Source organism: Sphingobium sp. RS1, assembly GCF_056156825.1.
Map to the genome: position 1 here is coordinate 3,318,952 of NZ_JBLZXE010000002.1, position 17,860 is coordinate 3,336,811.

The 17,860-nt window shown below is 63.8% G+C and carries 12 protein-coding genes and 1 tRNA gene; 5 read left to right on the forward strand and 8 right to left on the reverse strand.

Annotated features, from left to right (window positions below; genetic code table 11):
* Positions 1 to 36: 36 nt before the first annotated feature.
* The 4 genes from ACNHGR_RS17995 to ACNHGR_RS18010 form a co-directional block, all read right to left on the reverse strand.
* Positions 37 to 900, reverse strand: coding sequence for an FAD:protein FMN transferase (locus ACNHGR_RS17995; RefSeq protein ID WP_475288469.1), 864 nt, complete (start codon positions 898 to 900; stop codon positions 37 to 39).
* 110 nt (positions 901 to 1,010) lie between these two features.
* Positions 1,011 to 1,904, reverse strand: a complete 894-nt coding sequence (locus ACNHGR_RS18000) for a DUF4198 domain-containing protein (RefSeq protein ID WP_475287834.1) — start codon at positions 1,902 to 1,904, stop codon at positions 1,011 to 1,013.
* A gap of 14 nt (positions 1,905 to 1,918) precedes the next feature.
* Positions 1,919 to 2,452, reverse strand: a complete 534-nt coding sequence (locus ACNHGR_RS18005) for a DUF2271 domain-containing protein (RefSeq protein WP_475287836.1) — start codon at positions 2,450 to 2,452, stop codon at positions 1,919 to 1,921.
* Between the two features lie 12 nt (positions 2,453 to 2,464).
* Positions 2,465 to 3,109 (reverse strand): PepSY-associated TM helix domain-containing protein, encoded by a 645-nt coding sequence (locus ACNHGR_RS18010; RefSeq protein WP_475287838.1) that lies wholly within the window; start codon positions 3,107 to 3,109, stop codon positions 2,465 to 2,467.
* Positions 3,110 to 3,389: 280 nt separating this feature from the next.
* Here ACNHGR_RS18010 and ACNHGR_RS18015 point away from each other — a divergent pair, with 280 nt between their 5' ends.
* Positions 3,390 to 4,373, forward strand: a complete 984-nt coding sequence (locus tag ACNHGR_RS18015; protein ID WP_475287839.1) for an MlaA family lipoprotein — start codon at positions 3,390 to 3,392, stop codon at positions 4,371 to 4,373.
* Between the two features lie 154 nt (positions 4,374 to 4,527).
* On the opposite strand, the gene ACNHGR_RS18020 is transcribed toward ACNHGR_RS18015, so the two are convergent.
* The gene (locus ACNHGR_RS18020) at positions 4,528 to 9,207 is read right to left on the reverse strand and encodes an NAD-glutamate dehydrogenase (protein ID WP_475287841.1); all 4,680 of its coding nucleotides are present in this window, start codon (positions 9,205 to 9,207) and stop codon (positions 4,528 to 4,530) included.
* Positions 9,208 to 9,542: 335 nt separating this feature from the next.
* Complete coding sequence (locus ACNHGR_RS18025) at positions 9,543 to 10,859, reverse strand: PAS domain-containing protein (protein ID WP_475287843.1); 1,317 nt, start codon at positions 10,857 to 10,859, stop codon at positions 9,543 to 9,545.
* Positions 10,860 to 11,051: 192 nt separating this feature from the next.
* Between ACNHGR_RS18025 and ACNHGR_RS18030 the strand changes: the two genes are divergently transcribed.
* From ACNHGR_RS18030 to ACNHGR_RS18040, 3 genes are all read left to right on the forward strand, one after another.
* Positions 11,052 to 11,127: transfer RNA gene (locus ACNHGR_RS18030), tRNA-Thr, on the forward strand.
* Between the two features lie 200 nt (positions 11,128 to 11,327).
* A complete protein-coding gene (locus ACNHGR_RS18035; protein ID WP_475287844.1) occupies positions 11,328 to 11,792 on the forward strand; it encodes an Arm DNA-binding domain-containing protein in 465 nt (154 codons plus the stop codon).
* Positions 11,793 to 11,932: 140 nt separating this feature from the next.
* Positions 11,933 to 13,966, forward strand: coding sequence for a DUF3857 domain-containing protein (locus tag ACNHGR_RS18040; protein ID WP_475287845.1), 2,034 nt, complete (start codon positions 11,933 to 11,935; stop codon positions 13,964 to 13,966).
* Positions 13,967 to 14,121: 155 nt separating this feature from the next.
* On the opposite strand, the gene modA is transcribed toward ACNHGR_RS18040, so the two are convergent.
* Positions 14,122 to 14,892 carry a molybdate ABC transporter substrate-binding protein gene (gene modA, locus ACNHGR_RS18045; RefSeq protein ID WP_475288470.1) on the reverse strand — a complete coding sequence of 257 codons (771 nt, stop codon included), beginning with the start codon at positions 14,890 to 14,892 and terminating at the stop codon, positions 14,122 to 14,124.
* Between the two features lie 135 nt (positions 14,893 to 15,027).
* Between modA and ACNHGR_RS18050 the strand changes: the two genes are divergently transcribed.
* On the forward strand, positions 15,028 to 16,674 hold the full coding sequence (locus tag ACNHGR_RS18050; RefSeq protein WP_475287846.1) for a molybdopterin oxidoreductase family protein: 1,647 nt from the start codon (positions 15,028 to 15,030) through the stop codon (positions 16,672 to 16,674).
* On the opposite strand, the gene ACNHGR_RS18055 is transcribed toward ACNHGR_RS18050, so the two are convergent.
* Positions 16,650 to 17,822, reverse strand: a complete 1,173-nt coding sequence (locus ACNHGR_RS18055) for a glycosyltransferase (protein ID WP_475287847.1) — start codon at positions 17,820 to 17,822, stop codon at positions 16,650 to 16,652. The two genes, ACNHGR_RS18050 and ACNHGR_RS18055, sit on opposite strands and share 25 nt — an antisense overlap.
* Positions 17,823 to 17,860: the final 38 nt, after the last annotated feature.

Sequence of the window (17,860 nt, forward strand, 5' to 3'; positions counted from 1 at the left end):
GGGAAATGTGCGAAGTTAAGCGCGCGATATCCGCACTCACGCCAGCATCGCGGCAAGGGCGGGCGTCATATATTCCTGCGCGCCGCAGGCGGTGCGCATCACCAGCCGGGCGGCAAGGCCGTGGCGGGTGGCGAGGTGCATGCCGCGGTTTGGCCCCATCACGGTGATCGCCGTGGCCCAGGCGTCGGCCAGCATCGCCTGTTCGTGCAGGACCGTGACGGAGGCGACGCCCTCCGCGATCGGCTGGCCGGTCAGGGGATTTATGCTGTGGGACAGGCGCGCGCCGTCCTGCATGCGGAAGCGGCGATAGTCGCCGGATGTGGCGACGGCCATGTCGCACAGCGCGATGCGCAGCGTCGGGACGGGCAGGTCGGTGGGCGGCTCCACATCGACCCACCAGGGCTGGAGGTCGGGCTTGATGCCGTCGCCGCGCAGTTCGCCGCCGATCTCGACCAGAAAATTGCCTATGCCCATCTCGCGCAACGCTTCCGCGACAACATCGACGGCAAAACCCTTGGCGATCCCGGAGAGGTCGAGCGCCACATCGGCCAGCCGGCGGGCATGGCCGCGTTCCACTTCGATCCGGGTCCAGGGGCGGGCGATGGCATAAGCGGATGCGGCGCTGTTCGGGCCGAAGCCCCAATGATCGACCAGCCGGCCGATCGCCGGATCGAAGGCGCCGTCGGACAGGCGGGCCATGTCCAGCCCCGCGCGCAGCACCGTCAGCATCTCCGGCGGCAGGGGCATCCATTCACCGACCGGCATGCGGTTGAAGCGGCTGATCGCGCTATCCGCTTCCCAATTGCTCATCTGGTCGATGATGCGGGCCAGCACCGCCTCGATCGCGGCGTCGCAACCGGCGGGTGGATCGACGATCTGCGCCGACCAGCTGGTGCCCATGGTCGGACCGCCATAAGCGACGATAGCGCCCTGACGCTGTCGCCCGAGAAAGCTCTCGGGCGACAGGTCGGGCGCTATCGCAATACGCACGCCATGATGGGCGGGCTGGGTCAGGGGGCCAGCACTTCCAACGTGCTGACATAGGCGGCGCGGCGCGGCGGCGGGCCTGCGGGCGCCTGCGGGCGCGGCGCGGGCGGAGCGCCGGCACCGGGGCCGCCAGCGCCACCTTCACCACCCGGACCGCCGGGGCCGCCTTCACGACCGCCACCGATGCTGGCGTTCAGCCAGTACATGCCCGGCTGCGGCCAGGTGATCGCGACCTTGCCATCCTTGCCCGTGGTCAGGTCCATCTGGCCCAGCGCATCGCGATAGCGGATGCCGCCGGGAATGACCGTGACCTTCAGGTCGGCGGCGGGTTTGCCGTCCAGCAGGAACTGGAAGGTCGCCGCTTCGCCCGAGACGAGGTCATTGGGGTGGGTGACGGGCACCATCTCCAGGCCTACGCCGGTCGGCTTGAAGATGGTCGTGGTGGGCGCGCCCAGCGTCACGAAAATTTCGTTGCGGTTCGACATTTCGGCCGTCTGCACATCGGTCGCACCAGCGGGAATGACGCTGGCCAGCTTGTCCTTGGTCGTGCCGCGCGGCAGCCGTTCCTGCTTGCCGTTCAGCATGTAGCTGCCCATCACGCCGGTCGAGACATTGGCGATGCGATAGGTGCCGGGCTTGGTCAGGTGGACGTCGAAGGTCGAGCGGTAGCGACCCTTGGCGGCATTCTCGATCTTGCCGCTGGTGCCGTCCGGTTCGGTCACGGCGATATTGTCCGTGCCCATTGGGAAATGTTCGAAATAGAAGACGTCGTTGGAAATGGCGGCGTCGACCGTCACCCAGCTGTCATTGCCGGACAGGGTGGTGGAGGATGGCAGCATCCACTGGCGATGCGCCTGCGCCGAAGCGGGCAGCATCAGGGCGGCGAGTGCGCCGGCGATCAGATATTTGGCCTTCATGGAAAAACGTCCCCTTATTTGCCGAAAGTGAGGGTGATGGCACCCAGTTCGCTGCTGCCCTGCGCCTTGACCACGGTGCCGGGCTTGGGCGGCCAGGCGAAGGGGAGGCGGAGCACTTCACGGCCGCCGACTTCGCGCGCCGCTTCAACAATCAGTGTGTAATTGCCCGGGCCAAGCGCGCCGAGCGGTCCCTTGCCGGCGGTGAAGGCGATCTTCTGGTCGCCGGGCGCGCGGGTCGCGCCGGTCACGCCATCGGCGGGGAAGGTCAGCGTTCGACCGGAGGCGCGCCACCACTGGCGCACATCGCGCAGCCATTTGGTGCCTTCGCCATTCTTCATGTCATAATCATACCAGACCGACAGGCTGCGCGGCGTCGCGCCCTGCTTCTCGATCCAGATGGCGACATAGGGGCGATGATATTCGGCGACCGACAGGCGCGGGATATTGACGTTGAGGTTCAGCGTCTGCGCGGTGGCGGGCACCGCGGCCGTGCCTGCCGCGCCAAGCGCCGCCGTACCGGTCAGCAACAGGCGATGACTGATCTGCATTATGGTCCCCCGTTAATGGATGAAGATGATGGCGAGGATCGCCGGAATGGCGAGGCCGGCGGCGACCAGCGGCCATGTGGTCGGCCGCTTCTTGGCGTGGATTTGCAGCAGGACGAGGCCGGTCAGCGCAAAGATGAAGCAGGCGATCGAGAAGATATCGATGAACCATTTCCATACCCCGCCGGCGTTGCGGCCCTTGTGCAGGTCATTGAGATAGCTGATTGCGCCGCGGCTGGTGCTTTCGCTGGTGACGGTGCCGTCATGCCGGTCGATCGACACCCAGCCGTCGCCGCCGGGACGGGGCAGGGCAAGGTAGATTTCGTCGGCAGACCATTCGGCTTCACCCGCGCCTGTCTGTCCCACCGCCTTGTCCAGCCAGTTGGCGACCGGAGCGGGCAGGGGCCTCTTGGCATCGGGGGCGTCGTCGGCCGCCACTTGTTTCAGCAGATCGGCGGGCAGGGTCGCACTTTTCTCGATCGTCCGGGGCGATCCCTCCACATCAGCAGCGTGATTGAGCGTGATGCCGGTGAAGGCGAAAAGCAGCAGGCCGATCAGGCTGATTGCTGAACTGACCCAGTGCCAGGTATGGAGCTGCTTCATCCAGAAGGCCTTGGCGCTCTTATTTTTCGGCTTCTGGATGCGGGCGGTTCCGTGCATTGGAAAGGAGACTTGTCCTGCGAAAGATGAGGTCATCGCATAACGAGAACGACTCGCAGTTGCAAACGAGTCGCGCATGGATTTTTGTATCAAAATGTAAGCGGCTGCGACGAGCGGCCCCGCCATGCGGATCGACGGCCCGGCCTTGCTATTGACGATCCGGGCCACCACCTCTAGCCGCGCTGTATGCCTGATGTAACACGGATTAAATATGTCCGGGACGTCATGGATCATGAAGGGCTGTGCGGGGAGAGCGCGGGGCCGCTGCTAGGAATATAATATGCTGGTGCCGGCCGTTGCTGCGGGAATGATGATGATGGGTGCGCAGGCGCAGAGCGCCGCGCCGCAATTGGTCGCTGCCGCAGAGGTCGTGGCGATGCAGGATGCAACGCCGTCCACGCCGCCCACGCCGCAGGTTCCGGCGCCCGCTACCACGCCGCCCGCAGCGCCGCAGGATGATGCCGCGCAGGATATCGTCGTCACCGGCGACAAGGGCGCGCCCAAGGGCGACCCGCTGGAGCAGTTGAACGCCAAGAGTTTCGAGGCTGTGCAGTCGGTCGACAAGGCCGTGCTGGAGCCGGTCGCCAAGGCCTATAACAAGGGCCTGCCACGCCCAGTGCGCAAGGGGCTGCGCAACTTCTTCTCAAACTTGCAGGAGCCGGTCGTCGCGGCCGCCTATCTGCTCCAGTTCAAGCCGGGCAAGGCGTTCGAGACGGCGGGACGCTTCGGCGTCAATTCGACGCTCGGCTTTGTCGGCCTGTTCGACGTTGCCAAGCGCAAGCCATTCAACCTGCCCCATCGCAACAATGGCCTCGCCAACACGCTGGGCTATTATGGCATCGGACCGGGGCCGTATATGTATCTGCCCATCGTCGGGCCGACCACGCTGCGCGATATCGTCGGCGATACGGTGGACAAGATGATCCTGCCCTTTGCCGTGGGCAAGCCCTTCAACAAGCCCACCTATGTCATTCCCGCGACGATCCTGAACCAGTTGGGCGAGCGCGCCGCGTTCGACGAGACGATCCAGGCGATCCGCAATGAAGACGACCCCTATACCGTCTACAAGACCATGTATCTACGCCAGCGCAAGGCGGAGATCGAGGCGCTGCACGGCCGGGTGTCCGACGAGAAATTCGTGCCCATCTATGGGGAGGATATCCGCACGCCGGGCAAGAAGGACGCGCCCAAGCTGGTGGTGCCCGATCCCTATGGCGACGATGTCGAAGATAAGCCGGCGACTGATACGCCGCCGCAGTCGTAAAACACTTCATCCGTTCGTTTCGAATATGGTCGAGAAACAGTAAGCGCTGTTGTAGCCGCTTCTCGACGTCGCTCGAAGCGAACGGTTTTCGGAGTGAACAAAAAAGGGGCGCCATCCGTATGGGATGGCGCCCCTTTTTACGTTGTGGAGTGGATCAGCGGCCCAGCAGTCCGCGTGCCTGTCCTGCAATCTCCGCCAGCATCGCGACATTGGGCGTCGCAGCCGCCTTGGCACGCTGGACCAGCGTGCGGAACTGACGGACGCGGGCGCCCTTGGCCTGCAACCAGTTTTCGACATGCGTGGCGACATCCTTGCCCTTCCCCTGGGCGAGGAAGTCGAGGCGGACCTGCTGCATGTCGCGGGCGACGCCGGAAATCAGCAGCCGTTCCCACGGGTCGGTCGGTTCCATCCGCGCGGCGGCGGACTGGACCCAGTCGATGCCGACCGCTTCGCCCAGATGGGTGAAGGCGCGGGTCAGCGCGACTTCCTCCACCCCCATGCGGGCGGCGAGCGAGGCAATGCCGACCGCGCCGTCCAGCTTGAACAGCCCTGCCGTGCGCACGGCCAGCGTCTCCGGCGCCCCCAGGCCGAGCAGACGGTCGGTGACGGCAGCAGTGCGGCGTTGCGCCTCGCTGGTCAGCAGATCGTCGACCTGATTGGCCAGCAGGCCCACGCCGGCGGCCAGCTTCTCATGCCCCTGCGCCGGGAGCGTACCGGCGGGCAGGGCGCGCAGGATATCGGCGATCTGGGCGCGCATGCCGCTGGCAATATCGCTGAACAGCGCAAGCCGCGCACCTTCCGACATGTCCGCCGCGTCGATATCCGCCCAGAGCGTGCGGATATCATAGAGGCGCTCGGCGATCAGGAAAGCGCTGGCCAGGTCGGCGAGCGAGCAGCCTTCTTCTTCAGCCAGTTCGAACGGATGGATGAGGCCCAGGCGGTTGACGATGCGGTTGGCGACCTTGGTGGCGATGATCTCTTTCTTGAGCGCATGGCCGGCGATCGCGTCCGCTTCCTTCTTCTGCATGGCTTCCGGGAAGGCGGCCATCAGTTCGGCAGTCATGCTGTCGTCGGTGGCGAGGTCGCCATGTTCGATCGCATCCTGCAAGGCGAGCTTGGCGGTCGAGAGCAAGACGGCCAGTTCGGGACGGGTGAGGCCCTGACCATCCTGTCCACGGCGCAGCAGCTGGTCGTTGGCGGCCAGCCCCTCCACCTGCCGGTCGAGGCGTCCGGTTTCCTCAAACGTCTCGATCAGGCGGACATAGGAGGCAAGGTCTGCGGCGCCGCCGGCTTCGGCGATGGACAGGCCCAGCGCTTGAAGCCGGTTATCCTCCAGCACGATTTCGCCGACCGCATCCGTCATGCTTTCTAGCAGCGTGTTGCGCTTGTCGAAGGGCAGGCGGCCTTCCGCCATTTCCTTGTTCAGCGCGATCTTGATGTTGACCTCATTATCCGAGCAGTCGACGCCGGCGCTGTTGTCGATGAAGTCGGTGTTGATGCGCCCGCCATGCAGCGAGAAGGCGATACGGCCCGCTTGCGTCGTACCCAAGTTCGCGCCTTCGCCGATCACCTTGACGCGCAGCTGCTCGGCATTGACGCGCAGACGATCATTGGCCGGATCGCCGACATCGCCATGGCTTTGCGCGGCGGCCTTCACATAGGTGCCGATGCCGCCGAACCAGAGCAGGTCAGCCGGGGCCTTCAGGATCGCGGAGATGAGCGCGGCTGGCTCCATTTCCTTGTCCGTCACGTCCAGGATCGCCTGCATTTCCGGGGTCAGCGGGATGCGCTTCAGGGCGCGCGAGAAGACGCCGCCGCCCTTGGAAATGAGCGCCTTGTCATAATCCTCCCAACTGGAACGGGGCAGGGCGAACATCCGGTTGCGCTCTTCCCAGCTCTTGGCAGGATCGGGCGCGGGATCGAAGAAAATATGGCGATGGTCGAAGGCGGCGACCAGCTTGATCGCCTTCGACAGCAGCATGCCGTTGCCGAACACGTCGCCCGACATGTCACCGCAACCCACGACGCTGATCGGCTCACTCTGCACGTCGACGCCCATTTCGGCGAAGTGGCGCTGGACCGAAATCCATGCGCCGCGCGCGGTGATGCCCATCGCCTTGTGGTCGTAGCCGTTGGAGCCGCCGCTGGCGAAGGCATCGCCCAGCCAGAAGCCGCGTTCCAGCGCGATGGCATTGGCAACGTCGGAGAAGGTGGCTGTACCCTTGTCGGCGGCGACGACGAAATAGGGATCGTCTCCGTCATGCACGACGACGTCGGCCGGATGCTTCACCTTGTTCTTCACGATATTGTCGGTGATCGACAGCAAGGACCGGATGAAGATGCGATAGCTTTCGGTGCCTTCGGCCAGCCATGCGTCGCGATCGGCCTGCGGATTGGGCAGTTGCTTGGGATAGAAGCCGCCCTTCGCGCCGGTCGGCACGATAACGGCGTTCTTCACGCGCTGCGCCTTCATCAGGCCCAATATTTCGGTGCGGAAATCGTCGCGGCGGTCGGACCAGCGCAGGCCGCCACGCGCAACCGGCCCGGCGCGCAGGTGGATGCCCTCGACGCGGGGGCTGTACACCCAGATTTCCCGCCATGGCAGCGGCGCCGGCAGGCCCGGCACCAGCGCGCTGTCCAGCTTGAAGGCAATCGCCTCCTGCGCGGCGGGGGCATAGAAATTGGTGCGCAACGTTGCGGTGATGACGGCGCGCAGCAGGCGCAGGATACGATCCTCGTCAATCGCGGTCACGCGCTCCAGCCCAGCGTCGATATCGGCCTGTGCCTGCGCGATACGGTCGTCCGCGCCGTCCTGCGCGGCAGGGTTATGCAGCGCGTCGAACAAGGTGATGAGGTTGGTCGCGATGCCCTGCGCCTTGCGCAGCGTATCGGCAAAGGTCGCCATGCCATAGGCGACGCCGGCCTGCCGCAGATAGCGATAGAGCGCGCGGAACAGCACGACCGAGCGCGGCGCAAGACCGGCGGTGACGATCAGTTCGTTCAGCCGGTCATTCTCGGCCACGCCTTCCAGCACTTGCGCGATCGCTTCGGTCACGACCTCGGCCCGGTCCACGACCGCCTGCGCATCGTCGCCGGCCGGCAGTTCCAGCACGAAGCGCTGGACGTGGCCCAGCGTACCGCCTTCGGTGGCGCTGCCGCTGATGGCGGTGGTCATTTCTTCGATCACGCGGAAACCGAAATTCTCAAAGGCGGGGACGACTTCGGACAGGGCAACGGTGACATGGCTGTAGAGTTTCAGCCGCAGCCGTTCGGCGCTGTCTTCGGGGTTGCGATAGATGCGAATCGACTTGTCGCCGTCCCCCGACAGGCCGTGGATCAGGCGGATGTCGATCGCGGCCTCTTCCGGGCCGGCCCCATTGCGATAGGCGAGCGGAAAGCCACCGCCATAGCGCTGCGCCATCGCAGCCGCACGGCCCGGCTCCTCAGTAACGGCCAAGGCCTCCTCGACCGCCGGGATCCAGCCGCGCACCATCTGCTTGAGCATGCGGTCGAGCGCGACATCATCGGGCACGATGCCCCCATCGCGCAGGTCTAGCGTAATGCGCAGCAGTGCCAGGCCGCCTTCTTCCAATGCGATCGACCAGCTGAGTACGGTGCCATGGCTCTTGAGCGCCAGCATGTCCTGAATGCTGACGCGGCGGGCGGTGGACAGTTCGTCCCGCGGCAGCCAGACGAAGGCATAGAGGTGACGCGCCAGCGCGCTGGTGGCGAGCGCCAGCTTGGGACGCGGCCGATCGGTCAGCGACATGAAGGTCAGTGCCAGCCGCTCCAGCGTCTCGCGATCGAAGCCGATGGTGATGTCGTGCGGCAGCGCGGTCAGCGCATGGGCCAGAGTCTTACCGGCATGGCCCAGCGGATCGAAGCCGAATTTGTCCATCAGCGTGGACAGCGCCGATCGCAGCAACGGCACCTTGTCCGGCGTCGCCGACAGGCCGGAACTGGTCCACATGCCGGCGTGGATCGACAGGGCCTTGACCGTCTTGCCCTCCCGCACAGGGATGATGATGAGGTCGAGCAATACAAGACGATGCACGCGCGAAATGCGGCTGGATTTGATGATGAGCGGCGTGCGCTTGCCTTCCTCGAACCAAGTGAAGGCGGCCTCCAGCGAGGCGGGCGCGATCAGCGGCTTGTCATGCCGGGTGCAGATGCCGAGCGGGGCGCTGCTGCTGCCGTCGCGGCTGACGATTTCGTGGCCGGTCTGGGTGAAATGGCGGGCGAGGAACCAGCGCAGCAGGGCGGCGCCTTCCTCGTCCGGCACAGCGTCGGCATCGGCGGCCATGGCCGACTGCATTTTGGGCCAGTCGGCAACGGCGGCGCGGACGTCGGCCAGCGTTTCCTGCAACGCCTTTTCCAGCGCCCGGCGCGCCTTGGAATCGGCACGGTCGGTTTCGATATAGATCATGGACTCGCGGCGGGCACCGGACGCATCCTCTTCGAACACGCCGGACAGCGCGCCGTCTCCATCGCGCGTCACGAACAGGACCGGATGGAACAGGCGATGGATGGTGATGTCGGCCGCCGCCAGCGCATTGGCGATCGAATCGACCAGGAAGGGCATGTCGTCATTGATGACGGCCAGTCGCATGAAGCGGCCATTGGCGCCTTCGCCCAGCGTTTCCATCGCGATCGCTTCATGGCCGGGCTTGCGGCCATTGGCGGTGCGGCCCAGGAAAGCGGCGGCGCCAGCCAGCGCGGCCTCGTCAAACCCTTCGCTTTCACCGGGCAGAGCACCCCGGCTGAGTGCGCCCTCCAGCGCCTCGCGAATATTCTTGTCGACTTCCTTGTTTTTCGCTTCCGCCAGCGCCGTCATTCGCACACCTCTTGCCGCGGGTTCGTCCCGCCTGGTTCATAACGGAGGAGGCGCTGGATCGCCGCCATGCGACTCCTCGGCTTTAGGAGCGCCTATATGCGCCCGGCCAAGGGGCGGCTCAACCCTTGGCGAGAAATAAAATTTCTGATTCTTGAAATAATATGTGCAGCGCAGCATGGCCCGCGCGCAAGGTGCGGGGCCGTCGAATAGAGGCGACTATCGTCCAGCCCGCGCAGCATGTCGAGCATCGATGCGCGGGGTCCGGACCTATTTTCTGGCGTCTGTGCGGCGGATCACGGCCGGACCTGCCGTGGAAGTCGAAGCGGACGGGCCTGTCAGCGTGCAGCGGCGTTAATCACTCGCTGGTTCAGATCACTGTCACCGGGCAGGGCAGCGACGATCGCCAGCGTTCCATCAGCCTCGCGCCGGGCAATGACCACCGCTAGGCCATCCGCGTCGGTAGCAACCGCGATGGGATCGAGCGCAGCTGCCATCTTCACTGCATCGCGTGCGACCTGACGGCGATCCGGCTTGGCTGGCGCCTGCGACCGGCGCTGCGCCCGTTCGTCGCGAACCAGCGCCTTGAGGCCGCCGACATAGTCGGACAGATAGGCCGACAGCGATCCGACGCTCAGGCCCGCATTCATCGCATGGTCCAGCGCGGTCGCATATTCGGTGATGCGCGTCTTGTCGTAAGTGGCGCCGAAGACCAGCTTGATGACGGCGGTCATCGGGCTTCGGGCCTGTGCCTTGATGCCATAATCGTGCAGCAATTCGGCATAATCGTCCGGGCGGACGCGCGCGACCTGCGCGAAATCATAGGACAGGCTGACAGCGCGATAGAGGGCGGCGTGGCTGCGCGCTTCGCTGATCCGCACACGGGCGGCGCCATCGCGGGCAATGGCCAGCCAGTCGGCGAGCGGCGCATCCTCGGTCGGGCATTCCATGCCGGCGAGGTCGAGCGCGTCCTCCTCCTCTTCATCTTCATCGATACCGAAGGCGAGGCTGTTGCTCTGCTGGTCGGCGGCGGGTCCGTCCGCCCAGATTGGCGCGGCGTCGCGCGCGGCGGGGGCGCTGCGCATCGCTTCGTCCACCTCCAGTTCCAGCGCGTCGGACAGACTGCGGCTGGCCAGTTCCTTCCAGTTGATGACGCCGAACACGAAATCGATCGTCTCGTCGTCGGAAGAGAAGGGCATCAATATGCCGCGATACATGATCTCAGCGCCGCGCTGGTTGATGAACTCGGCTTCGAAGCCGATCGGCGCGGCATTGGCGATGATCTGGAGATAATGGTCGGTCAGACGCGACAGCAGCGATCGGGCCGGCACGTCGTTGATATAGTCGATCGTCCCCTCTATCTCGCATTCGGCGCGAAGGGCGGTGCCGAGATAGACGATGGCGGGATTTTCCAGGCCGACGCTGAAGTCGAGCAACACGGCGTGCGGGCCGAAATCCTCCAGCTGGTCGGGAACTAGGTCCTCGATAGAGGGCAGGGCGCGGTCGCCCAGCAGCGACGCCCAATAATTATAGGCGCGCACCTGCATGCGCCGTTCATCGGAGATGGCGGCGGGCGGCGCTTCGATCTGTGCGTCGCCGGCATAGTCGAAATCGTCCTCGTCATTGGCGGCGTCATGCCCCCGCAGAGTGTCCATTCGATCGTCCTACCTTGCGCTGAAAAAATTCATCCGGGACTCGACACTCGCACGGGATGGTAAATTTGGCGTAAACAGGGCCGGGTAACCGGCCGTGGCGGTGTAAGAATGGCGTGGGGTGAAAAAAGGGCATGATGGAGTAAAATGCCCGCTTGTCCAATCGCCCAACCGCTGTTATCTGCCCGCCCCGACGCCGCTTTAGCTCAGTTGGTAGAGCACATCATTCGTAATGATGGGGTCACGTGTTCGAGTCACGTAAGCGGCACCAGAAAATCAAAGAAAATCAATAGCTTCCCGCCGCTCTACGGAGCCGATGGCGAGAAACTTTGAGCGTGGCATACATTCTGGCATACCATGGCGGCTACTTGGAGAAATCCGAGGCAACGGCCGCACGCGATGCACGTGAATAATGAAAGCCGCTCATGGCGTTTCGTAAGCGGGCTCCCATCAGCGAATGATGGGAATACAATGCCGCAAGTATGGAATCATAAAGCTCTTCTGGCCTACAGATATAGCGGCGAAGACGGGAAACCGGACCGGCTGCTGGATTCGAAGGCCAATGCCCTTGTCCTAAAAGTGTCAGCGTGCAGTAAAACGTGGGTCGTCCAATTGCGGACACCGAAGCCGGTGACGATTACGATCGGCAAGTTCCCGGTGGTCGGGCTCGATGATGCGCGGCGACGTGCGGCGGACCTCCAAGAGCGAAAGGAGGCGGGCACCTTGCTGGCACCTGCTAAAGAGGCCGCGATGCGGACCGCATCGACGAACTCGACCTGTTCGACCGTGTCCAGCTTGCCGAAACGATCCGGATATGCCGGGCCAGCCGGTCACTCTCTGAGGCAGGACGGATGCTGTTCAGTGCATCGCCCGCCCGTCGGAGCAGCTCGAACGATGCAGATCGCTTGCGAAAATATCTCGCGCGCTTCGAGTTGAAGCGGTCGATGGTGAGCGCTCGAAACTGAATCGTCCTTTCTCTGCGGGGCACCCGGAGAAGTGCGCGATATTCAACGCTACATCAAACGCTTGCTTATTCAAAAGCTGCAGACATTATGGTGCGATTCTCGGGGGGTGTTGTGCGTTTCAAGATTTCTGTTTGCCTGGCGAGCCTGCTTGCCGGATCCACCGCTTATGCAGCTGGCAGCAAAATCCAAACCGGGCCTGTGCCCAAATGGGCTGTCCAGTCGGAGCCCATGCCTGTTCCCACCGATGCTGCGGGTGCGGTCTTCATCCGCCGTCAGGACACGGAGGTTCATCTCGATGACAAGGGGCAACTGCTCTATAACGGCTATCGCATCAAGATACTGCATCCCAACGCGCTTCAGCTTGGCAACCTGTCGTTGGCATGGAACCCGGCGGCTGGCTCACCTGTCGTCCACACGATAAAGATTCATCGCGAAGGCCAGGTCATCGACATATTGAAGACGGCTTCGTTCGAGATATTGCGTCGAGAAGACCAGTTGGAAGCGGCGAGGTTGGACGGCAATCTGACGGCCGTTTTGCGTGTGCCCGATCTGAGGGTGGGTGACGAAATCGAGTTCGGGGCAACACTCCGCGTCAGCGATCCCACCTTGGGGAAGGATGATGCCGGCCTGCTTCTCCTAGCCCCCGATCCGGCGCCTGGCCGATATCATCTTCGGTTGAGTTGGGAAGAAAGAAACAAGCCTACGGTCAAGATGACCAGTGACATGACGACGGTGGCGGAGCAGGGCGCGAATGCAATCGATTATCGGTTCGATAATCCCGGCGTCCTGACGCCTCCAAAAGATGCGCCCCCTCGCTATCAATGGCAGCGGGTCGTTGAATATAGCAGTTTCAGCGACTGGCAGGGCATGTCGCGCCTTTTCGCGCCATTATTTACCAATGCGTCCAGTCTGAGCGCCAACTCCCCGCTCGGGCAGGAGGCCGCCCGGATCGCTGCGGCACATGCGAAACCGCTCGACCGCGCTGCCGCTGCCCTGAAAATGGTGCAGCAGGATGTCCGCTACATTTATGTCGGGCTCAATGGCGGAAATCTGACGCCGGCAGGAGCCGACGAGACATGGCAGCGTCGCTACGGCGATTGCAAGGCCAAGACTGCTCTGCTGCTGGCATTGTTGCGTGAGTTGGGCGTCGAAGCCGAGGCGGTTCTGGTCAACAACAGCGGCGCTGATGATGGCCTCGATCTGCGGCTGCCCAGCCCACGCATGTTCGACCACGTGCTGGTGCGGGCGCGCATCGATGGAAAGAGCTATTGGCTTGATGGCACAATGCCTGCCGTTGTCTCGCCTACAGAGGAGCCAGTCATCCCCTATCAATGGGTTCTTCCTCTGACCGTACAGGGAAGCGGTCTTGAGCAGCTTGGCTGGGCGCCTGCTTCTCGACCAAATGAGATTACACTGTTCGAAATCGATGCCCGCGCTGGCTTCGACAAGCCTGCACGCATTACCAATAGGACGATCAAGCGCGGGATCGAAGGCTTGCAGCAGGAAGTGCAGTTCTCTGCGGCAACGCCCGCGCAACTGCTTAGCGCGTTTCGTCAAAATGCTATTGGAGACACATGGCAGACCATCGAAGATGTTCAGTGGCGCTATGACGCGAAGGCGCAGGCCAGCATATTGACCATCGTCGGTACTGGTGCGGTCGACTGGGATGATGATGGCGATGGAATAAGGTCGCTGGCACTGCCGGGTGGTGGCTTCAACCCGCCAGAAAAGCGGATACGCGCGACAGAGCAGGATCAGGCACTGCCATTTTACAACAAGCCGGATTTTAGCTGCTACGTCACCACGGTCCGCCTGCCATCCGCGACGAAGGCGGAGCAATGGTCGCACAAGGATGATATCAACAACCGGATGTTCGGTCGGACCTATTATCGCGCCTTCGACATATATGACGGTTCGTTGCGCATGATCCGTGGATCCAGGATCGAACAGAAAGAAGTCGATGCCGCCAAAGCGCAGCGCGACAATGGCCGCATCGCCTTGTTCGACAACAGCATGGCATGGATAACCTACAATCCGAACGGCAAAAACGCCGATGCGCAGGCAAGCAGGCGAGTGCCCACGACGACTGAAATTGATTGGGCTGGCGACAATGTGCCGTGTCTAGCGTACAGCCCGGGAGGATGAAAGTGATGCCGGATCAGATGCTGTAGCGTTTCTGAGAACGCCAATCCTCGACCCTTGGCAACCATTCAACGGCCCGGTGCGAAGGGGCACTTTCGCCGACGGCCCGTTGAATCAACCTTTCGCCATCACTACGAGCGATTTAATAAGTCCTGAGCCTAAGGCGCGGTGAAGCCGTAGCGGGCGAGGATCGCCTTGCCCGCCCCCGACAGCAGATATCGACGGAAGGCTTCCGCGTCGCGATGGCGACTGGCCGTGAGCCGCGCCAGCGGATAGCGGATCGGCAGATGGCTGCCGGCGGGGAAGGTGTCGACCACCCGGACCGCCTTGGATGCGCGTGCGTCCGTCGCGTAGACGATGCCCAGGGGGGTTTCGCCGCGTTCGACGAAAGACAGGGCCGCGCGGACATTGTCGGCGCGGGCGACCTTGCCGGCGACGGATGGCCAGACGCCCAGCGCAGTCAAGGCCGCCTTGCCATATTTGCCAGCCGGCACGCTGTCGGGATCGGCCATGGCGATCCGGGCATCACCCAGGACACGGGCGATCGGCATGCCTCTGCCGATGCGCAGCGCGACCGGCCTGGCGACGGGCGTGATGAGGACGAGGCGATTGCCTGCCATGTCGGCCCTTGTCCCCCTTACCAACAGGCCTGCCTGCTCCACATCTGTCATCCATTCCTCGTCGGCGGACAGGAACAGGTCGGCGGGAGCGCCAGCCTTGATTTGACGCGCCAGCGCGGACGAACCGGCGAAGGACAGTATCGGCCGGGGGTGGCCGCGTGCCGCCCAACTGTCGGCTGCTGCGGTCATAGCCTCCTGCATGCTGGCTGCGGCAAGGACGAGGGGGCCGCGATTGTCCGGCGCAGCCTGGGCAGCGGACGCTATAAGCAGGGACAGAAAAAGGGCGAGGCGCAGGATCAGGCGGGTCATCATCTTTATCTGCATCCTGCGCGTGTCAGGCGCAACAGAAGGACGTTGATCCACGCATGCTTTTGTTCAGTGGAGCGATCCGCTAGGCGAGCGGGATGATCGCGCTTTTCATCCTCTCCTGCGTTCCCTGTTGAGATGACGATCATTCGCAGTCAGTGCGGCCAATGCAGTGTGGGCTGCGGCATCCGCGCTATCGTTCGGGACGATCGGAATCTCCTGATCGAGGGTGATCGCGTGCACCCTGCCAACGTGGGTCGGCTATGCGCCCATGGTCGGGGGCTGGGGCAATTTTCTGCGCTTGATGGCCGGTTGCTGCATCCTTTGGTGGGTAGACGGCCAGTCGGCTGGGACCGCGCCATCGCCTATGCCGCTCGGAAGCTGGCCGGAATTATGGCGCGCCATGGACCGGGCAGTATCGCGCTTCACGTATCGGGTGGGCTGCTGACCGAAGATTATTATGTCGCCAACAAGCTGATGAAGGGCTTTTTGGGGTCGGGCCATATCCATATGCATGGCGCGGGCACGGCAAATCTGGCGGCGATTCAGCGGGCTGCCTTCGGTGAAGATGTCATGCCCGCCGCCATCGAGGATATCGATCAGGCGCAGGCGGTGCTGCTAGTTGGTGCGCAGACGGGGCGCGATCATCCTGTGCTGCTGGAGAGAGTCCAGGCGGCGCGGGAAGAGCAGGGGCTTCGCCTTCTACTGCTGACGGAAGGCGAGGATGGTGCGGAGATCGACGCAGACCTGCGCCTGTCCGTCATTCCGGGCAGTCTTGATCGGTTGCTGACCGGCGCGCTGCTCCATTGCCGCAATGCGGGGGTACTCGATCCTCATTGGACCGCGGATGAATCGGTCTGGGCGGCCATGGCGGAAGGACATGACCTCTGGTCGATCGCGCGCCTTTCCGGCCTGCCGCCCGCGACGATCCGGGCCTTTTACGATGCGGTCGCGGCGACCGATGGTCTGGTGACGCTGGTCGGCGATCATGCCGGTCATCGGACGGTGGCGGCTGCCTGCAATCTGCATGTGGCGACCGGGCGTATCGCCCGGCCAGGCTCTACCCCTTTTCTGCTGACCGGCGGTGCGAATGCCATGGGCGCGCGCGAGGTCGGGTGTCTGGCCGACAATCTGGCGGCGCATCGTGTCTTCACGCCGGATGCCCGTGCCGACATCGGCCGTTTCTGGGGCGCGCGTCAACTGGCCGAGGGGGCGGGCCTTGAAGGCGAAGCGCTGCTGGAAGCGATGCGGGACGGACGCATCAAGGCGCTGTGGAGTGTCGGTCCTGATGCGCAGGCGGCGCCCTGGTTGCGCGCGGCGCGGGCCGCCGTGCCATTTGCGATCTGCAACACGCCGTCGCCGGTGGGCGTGGAAGATTTCGACATGTTGTTTCCATCGCCGGTCTGGATCGAAAAGGACGGGACGTTGACCGCGAGCGATCGGCTCATCAGCCGGCAGCGCAGGCTGCTGTCGCTACCGGGTGAAGCGAGGCCGGATTGGTGGATCTTTACCAAGATCGCACAAAATATGGGGTGGGGAGACGCTTTCCATTATGAGCGGCCGGCCGACATCTATCGCGAGCATGTGCGGCTGACCGCCTATCGCAACGACGGGAGCCGGCTACTCAACCTCAAGCGCCACGCGCCCATCTCCAACCCAGCCTATGATGAGTTGACGCCGTGGCGCTGGGGTGACGTGCCGTTCGATGGCGGGCATTTCCCCACCGCCGAAGGGCGTCCGCGCCTGCTCTGGCCGCTGGATCAGGATTTTCCGGCGATCGCCTGAAGATGGGCGAGCAGCGTATCGCCATTGGCGGCCCAGGTGAAACGCAATGCCGCCTCCCGCACGGTCGATCGGGCGGGTGGCGCGTCGAGGATCGCCCGCACCGCTTCCGCAATCGCATCAGGCTCGCGCGCCACGATCCGGCCGGCTTCCGGACGGTCGAGCAGTTCGCGCGCGCCGCCGACGTCGGTGATGACGATCGGGGTGCCGCAGGCGAGCGATTCCACCCAGGCATTGGCCAGCCCTTCCGATTCGGAGGGTAAAACCATGACGTCGGCGGCGGTGTAGATGCGGGGCAGCTTATGATGCGGTACTGAGCCGAGAAAGCCGACGCGCCGTTCGACGCCTAGTTCCTGCGCAAGATTTTCCAAAGTGCGGCGAAAGGCGCCTTGCCCCGCCAGCAGCAGGGTGACATCGGGCAATTGCGGCAGCGCCTTGACCAGCAGATCCTGCCCCTTGCGCGGGATGAGGGCGCCGACGCACAGCAATACCGGGCCGCTGAAATCCAGCGCCGCCTTGGCCGCGTCGCGGTCGCCCGCCTCGAACGTGTCGAGATCGACGCCAGTGTAATGAACCCTAACCTTGTCCATATCGATGCCCATGCGGCCCATCGACCGGCGCATGGCTTCGGACACGGCGAGCAGGCCGGATGCGCTCTCGGCCGCCTGTAATACCATCTTGCGGGTGCTGCGCTGTGTGCCCCAATAATGGATGTCGGCGCCGCGCGCCTTGACCGAATAGGGAATGCCAAGGGCCTTCGACAGTCGCTGGGCCACCGGACCATCGGGGAAGAAGAAACTGGCGTCGATCACGTCGAACGGCTTTTCCGCATGCAGCCGCCGGACCAGTGGCAGGATCGCGCGGGTCATGGCGCCGACATTGGTCGGCCCGCCGAATTTGGGGATGATAGGGAAGGTCGGCCGATAGACGGTCAATTCGCGCCAGCGTTCCTTGCGTGGCAGCGCGCGTAGCGGGGCATAGCGTGCCGCCAACGACAGTGGCCATGGCGGCAGGCCAACCGGCGCAAGCACGGTGACATCGGCTTCGGGGCGGCTGGCCAGTTCGCGCGCCTGCCGTTCCACGAACACGCCGAAATTGGGTCGGCTGATGTCGGGAAAGAGGGTCGATAGCATGAGGACGTTAAGCGCCATGGCCTCTCTTTTCGCTGTATAGTCTTTAGCGGATGGTT